The organism is Phenylobacterium sp. (genome assembly GCF_030693405.1).
Lineage (GTDB): Bacteria > Pseudomonadota > Alphaproteobacteria > Caulobacterales > Caulobacteraceae > Phenylobacterium.
Genome location: NZ_JAUYAW010000023.1, coordinates 1 through 5,244, shown reverse-complemented (window position 1 = coordinate 5,244; position 5,244 = coordinate 1). Strand labels below are relative to the sequence as shown.

Annotated in this window: 5 protein-coding genes; 3 read left to right on the top strand and 2 right to left on the bottom strand. The window is 68.6% G+C overall.

The annotated features are described in order from the left end of the window. A partial coding sequence (locus Q8N19_RS04570) for a J domain-containing protein (RefSeq protein ID WP_305588447.1) occupies positions 1 to 297 on the bottom strand: 297 nt, incomplete at its 3' end. 84 nt (positions 298 to 381) lie between these two features. Here Q8N19_RS04570 and pdxH point away from each other — a divergent pair. Together pdxH and Q8N19_RS04560 are read left to right on the top strand one after the other, a co-directional pair. Further along, the gene (gene pdxH / locus Q8N19_RS04565; protein ID WP_305588446.1) at positions 382 to 1,071 is read left to right on the top strand and encodes a pyridoxamine 5'-phosphate oxidase; all 690 of its coding nucleotides are present in this window, start codon (positions 382 to 384) and stop codon (positions 1,069 to 1,071) included. A gap of 31 nt (positions 1,072 to 1,102) precedes the next feature. Continuing rightward, the gene (locus Q8N19_RS04560) at positions 1,103 to 2,596 is read left to right on the top strand and encodes a bifunctional aminoglycoside phosphotransferase/ATP-binding protein (RefSeq protein WP_305588445.1); all 1,494 of its coding nucleotides are present in this window, start codon (positions 1,103 to 1,105) and stop codon (positions 2,594 to 2,596) included. Positions 2,597 to 2,600: 4 nt separating this feature from the next. On the opposite strand, the gene Q8N19_RS04555 is transcribed toward Q8N19_RS04560, so the two are convergent. Beyond that, entirely contained in the window at positions 2,601 to 3,692 is a 1,092-nt protein-coding gene (locus tag Q8N19_RS04555) for a 3-deoxy-7-phosphoheptulonate synthase (RefSeq protein ID WP_305588444.1), read from the bottom strand. Positions 3,693 to 4,030: 338 nt separating this feature from the next. Between Q8N19_RS04555 and Q8N19_RS04550 the strand changes: the two genes are divergently transcribed. Then, positions 4,031 to 5,244, top strand: a 1,214-nt coding sequence (locus Q8N19_RS04550; RefSeq protein WP_305588443.1) for an AMP-binding protein, incomplete at its 3' end; no start/stop codon positions are given.

The following is a 5,244-nucleotide window of genomic DNA, read 5'->3' as shown; positions in this document are numbered from 1 at the left end:
ACCGCGCAGAGCAAGATGCGGCGTCAGGCTGAGGGTGGCGCCATCGGATGTTCTGCGGCTGGTCTGAACACTGGGCGGCTGATGCAGGATGTCGGCCCGGCCGGAGCCGCCGCGGAGGACGTCATAGGCCTCAACCAACCGCCGGAAAGAGTCCGCATCCCCACCGTCACGGTCCGGATGGACGCTCTTGGCCCGGTTGCGGAAGGCGCGGCGCAGCTCTCCGGAGGAAGCGCCGGCGGCGACGCCCAGCAGCTCCCGCGCCCGGCGCGTCGTCAGGGCCTGATCTGTCCCGCTCATAGGGTGAAGGTCCTAGCCGGTGGCCCGTCAACGGCGCGTTAAACCCCTGACGACCGGCCGCCCGCGCGCTATAGGGCGCAGGTCATGTCAAAGCGCCCCCCGGACTCCCCGCCATCAGACTCTCTGATCCCGGCCTCGCCCTCTGAGGACGACTATGTGGCCCAGGTCACCCAGGCCGAGCCGCCGCCGCTTCTGAGCGAAACCGACCCCTTCGCCCTGTTCGGCCAGTGGCTGCAGGAGGCGGGCGGCAAGGAGCCGAACGACCCCAACGCCATGGCGCTCGCCACCGCCGACGCCGATGGTGTCCCGGACGTGCGCATGGTGCTGTTGAAGGATGTCGATCCGGCCGGCTTTGTTTTCTACACCAACCTGGAAAGCGCCAAGGGCCGGCAGCTGGCCGAAAACCCCCACGCCGCCCTGCTGTTTCACTGGAAATCCCTGCGGCGGCAGGTTCGCGTCCGCGGTCAGATCAGCCCGGTGAGCGTAGAGGAGGCCGACGCCTATTTCGCCACCCGCGCGCGGGCTTCGCAGCTGGGCGCCTGGGCCTCGGAGCAGTCCCGCGTCCTGCCTGACCGCCTGGCGCTGGAAAAGCGGATCGCCGAGGCTGGCCTGCGCTTTGGGTTGGGCAAGGTGGAGCGCCCGCCGCACTGGTCCGGCTTCCGTCTGGCGCCGAGCGCCCTGGAATTCTGGCGTGACCGCCCCTTCCGCCTGCATGAGCGGCTGGTGTTCCGCCGCAGCGGTCAGGGCTGGACCACCGAGCGGCTCTACCCCTGATGAATGCTCCCCGTTTCAAGGCGGCCGTCCCTTGACCGATCCGGACGAAGCCGAGGTCGCCGCCTGGCTTGAAGGCCAGGCCGAGCGACGCATCGACACCGCGTGCGCGCGGGTCTTCCTGACGCCGGAGCGCGCCTTCAAGGTCAAGCGACGGCTGGACCTGGGCTATCTCGATTATTCCACGCTGGAACTGCGGCGCTGGGCGCTGGACCGGGAGCTGCGCTTTAATCGGGCCGCGGCGCCTGACATCTATCGCACCGTGCGGGCGATCACTCGGATGGCCGATGGCGGCCTGGAGTTCGACGGCGAGGGCGAGCCTGTGGAGTTCGCGCTGGAGATGCGCCGCTTCGACGAGACCGCCGTGCTCTCGGCCCAGCCCTGGGCGGTCGATGGTCCCCTGGCCGACAACCTGGGGCGCGCCGTCGCCGGCTTCCATGCCGCAGCCCCCCTGAGGCCTGAGGGCGGTGGGGGACGGGCGCTGAAATTCACCATCGACTCCAACGCCCACCTACTGCGCGAGCTGGCGCCCCGGCTGGGGGCTGATCGGGTGGAGGCCGTGATCGCCGCCACCGACCAAGCCTTTTTCCAGCATCAGGCCCTGCTGGACGCCCGGGCGCTGGGCGGGTTCGCTCGTCACTGCCACGGGGATCTCCACCTGGGGAACATCCTCCTGGAGGACGGGCGACCGATCCTGTTCGACTGCATCGAGTTCAACGACACCCTGTCGGATGTGGACGTTCAGTACGACATCGCCTTCCTGCTGATGGACCTGGACTTCCGTCGGAGGCGAGATGCGGCGGTGCGGGTGCTTTCGGCCTATCTGGACGAGGCGGCCCGCAGCTTTGGGCCAGAACTGTGGGATGGGCTGGCGACCCTGCCCCTGATGATGGCGGTCCGGGCTGCGGTCCGTGCCCATGTCTGGGCCCATACGGGCGATGACGCCGCGGCTGGCGCCTATCTGGACGCGGCCCTGGCGCACCTCTCGCCGCCTAAGGCCCGGCTGCTGGCGGTCGGCGGCATGTCGGGGACTGGCAAATCCACCTTCGCCCGGCTGGTGGCGCCGGGGATCGGCGCTGCGCCCGGCGCCATCGTCCTGCGCACCGACGAGGTCCGCAAGCGGCTGATGGGGGTGGCCCCCGACAGCCGCCTGCCGGCAAGCGCCTATGGGCCAGGCTTCTACGAACAGGTCTATGACACCCTGTTCAGCGAGGCGGGCCAGGCCCTGGCGGCCGGCCGCGCCGTGGTCCTGGACGCCACCTTCATCTCACCGGCCCTGCGCCGAAGGGCCGAGGCCCTTGCGACGAGCCAGGGCGTCGCCTTCGACGGCGTCTGGCTGGAGGCGCCGGTAGAGACCCTGGCCGCACGGATCGACGCCCGGCACGGGGACGCGTCCGACGCCACCGTGGAGACCCTGCGCAAGCAGCTCGACCAGGAGGTCGGCGCCGTCCAATGGGCGCGGATCGACGCTTCGGGCTCGGCTGACGAGGCCGCCGAGGCCTGGAGCCACCTCCAGACCCCGGCTTGAGACCTCAAGCCTGGGCAGGCTCCCGGGCCAGGACCTGGCGACGGGCCTGGACGGCGCCGGCCAGGGTTTCCAGCACGGCGACGGAGTCGTCCCAGCCGATGCAGCCATCGGTGATCGACTGGCCATAGGTCAGGGGGTGGCCAGGGATAAGGTCCTGACGGCCGGCCACCAGGTGGCTTTCGACCATCACCCCCATGACCTTCTGATCGCCGGCGGCGAGACGGGCGGCGAGTTCGGCGATGACCGCGGGCTGGTTCTCCGGCTTCTTGTTGCTGTTGGCGTGGCTGGCGTCGACCATCAGGCGCGGGGCGAGGCCAGCCTTCTCGATCAGGGCGCAGGCGGCCGCGACGCTTGCGGCGTCATGGTTGGGCGCCGATCCACCGCGCAGCACCACATGACAGTCGCCGTTGCCAGTGGTGGCGGCGATGGCTGAGCGGCCTTCCTTGGTGACGGCCAGGAAATGGTGCGGCTGGCTGGCGGCGCGCACCGCGTCCACGGCGATCTGCACATTGCCGTCGGTGCCGTTCTTGAAGCCCACGGGGCAGGAGAGGCCCGAGGCTAGTTCCCGGTGGATCTGGCTTTCGGTGGTCCGCGCCCCGATGGCGCCCCAGGCCACCAGGTCGGCGATGTACTGGGGCGTGGTCACGTCCAGGAACTCGCACGCCGCCGGCAGGCCCATGTCGTTGATGTCGGCGAGCAGGCCTCGGGCGATCCGCAGGCCCTGGTCGATCTCGAAACCGCCGTCCAGACCCGGGTCATTGATCAGCCCCTTCCAACCCACCGTGGTGCGCGGCTTTTCGAAATAGACCCGCATCAGGATTTCCAGATCGCCGGCGAACCGCGTCCGCTCAGCCGCCAGACGGTGGGCGTACTCCATGGCCGCGTCGGGGTCGTGGATGGAGCAGGGGCCGATGACCACCAGCAGGCGGTCGTCGCGGCCATGAATGATGTCCTGAGCGGCCGTGCGCGCGTCGGTGACGGTGGCGCTGGCCCGGGCGGTGCGGGGCTGGGCGGCCATGATCTCGGCCGGGGGCGTCAGGGGCTTGATCGAGCCGATGCGCAGATCGTCGGTGGTGGTGGGGTCGGTGGCGGTCATGGAATGGCTCTCTGGGATGGGCGCTTTGGCGGAGCGGTCCGACGGGCCATAAAAAAAGCCGCCGGATCGGCGGCGGCGGTGGGGTTCGTCTTACGTCTGGGTCACGTCAGCAGAACTCCGTCCGTCGCCAGGGGCGTCGGATAGCCAAAATACCAAAAGAGATAGGTGGCGGCGTTCGGAGACATGATGGGGGATATTTATCCCACAACGGCGGGCCTGTCACCCCTTTCGCGCAAGGATCGTCCCTTTGCGCCCGCGCGGGGCGACTCTCGTTGCCTAAAGGCCGTCGCAAAACTAGCTTAGCCCGCAAGAACGCCGATAACCTAGGGAGCGAATTGATGCTGGGCTTGATGCAGGACTGGCCGCTGACGGTCGACAAGATCCTGGACCATGCGAAGGAATGGCATGGGGACCGCGAGATCGTCAGCCGCAGCGTCGAAGGCCCCATCGTCCGCACCACCTATGCCGAGGTGCATGGCCGCGCCAAGCGCCTGTCCAACGCGCTTCTGAACCTGGGCATGAAGCCCGGCGACCGGATTGCGACCCTGGCCTGGAACACCGCCCGGCACCTGGAGGCCTGGTACGGCATCATGGGCGTCGGCATGGTCTGCCACACCCTCAATCCGCGCCTCTTCCCCGAACAACTGGCCTACATCATCAACCACGCCGAAGACCGGGTCATCTTCACCGACCTGACCTTCCTGCCGATCCTGGCGGCGCTGAAGGACAAGCTGCCGACGGTCGAGAAGATCATCGTCATGACCGACGAGGCGCACATGGCCGACTGCCCTATCGAGGGCGCCCTGTGCTTTGAGACCCTTGTGGCCGAGGCCTCGCCCGACTGCGCCTGGGGCGGCTTCGACGAGAACACGGCCGCGGGCCTCTGCTACACCTCCGGCACCACGGGCAACCCCAAGGGCGTGCTCTATTCGCACCGGTCCAACTTCCTGCACACCCTGACCACCATGGGCGCAGATGTGCTGGGTGTCGGGGCGGCGGACTCCATCCTGCCGGTGGTGCCCATGTTCCACGCCAACGCCTGGGGCATCGCGTTTTCGGCGCCGGCCGTGGGCGCCAAGCTGGTCATGCCTGGCCCGAAGCTCGACGGCGCCTCCGTTCACGAACTGCTGGAGAGCGAACAGGTCAACTTCTCGGCCGCCGTGCCCACCGTCTGGCAGATGCTGCTGCAGCACCTGCGCGACACTGGCGGCAAGCTGACTAGCCTCAAGCGCGTGGTCATCGGAGGTTCGGCCGTGCCGGAGGCCATCGTGCGTGGCTTCCGCGACGAGTATGGCGTCGACGTGACCCACGCCTGGGGGATGACCGAAACCTCGCCGCTGGGCACCCAGGCCACGCCCAACCACAAGATCGCCGCCATGAGCGAGGAGGAGCAGCTCCGCTTCAAGCTCAAGCAGGGCCGTCCGCCGCTCGGCATCGAAATGAAGCTGGTGGATGACGAGGAAAAGCGCCTGCCCCATGACGGGACCACCTTCGGGCGGCTGAAGGTCAAGGGTCCCTTCGTGGTCGGCGAATACTTCAAGGCTGACGGGGG

Coding starts and splice junctions, on each gene's coding strand:
- pdxH (WP_305588446.1), top strand. CDS start 382: ATGTCAAAGCGCCCCCCGGACTCCCCGCCATCAGACTCTCTGATCCCG.
- Q8N19_RS04555 (WP_305588444.1), bottom strand. CDS start 3,692: ATGACCGCCACCGACCCCACCACCACCGACGATCTGCGCATCGGCTCG.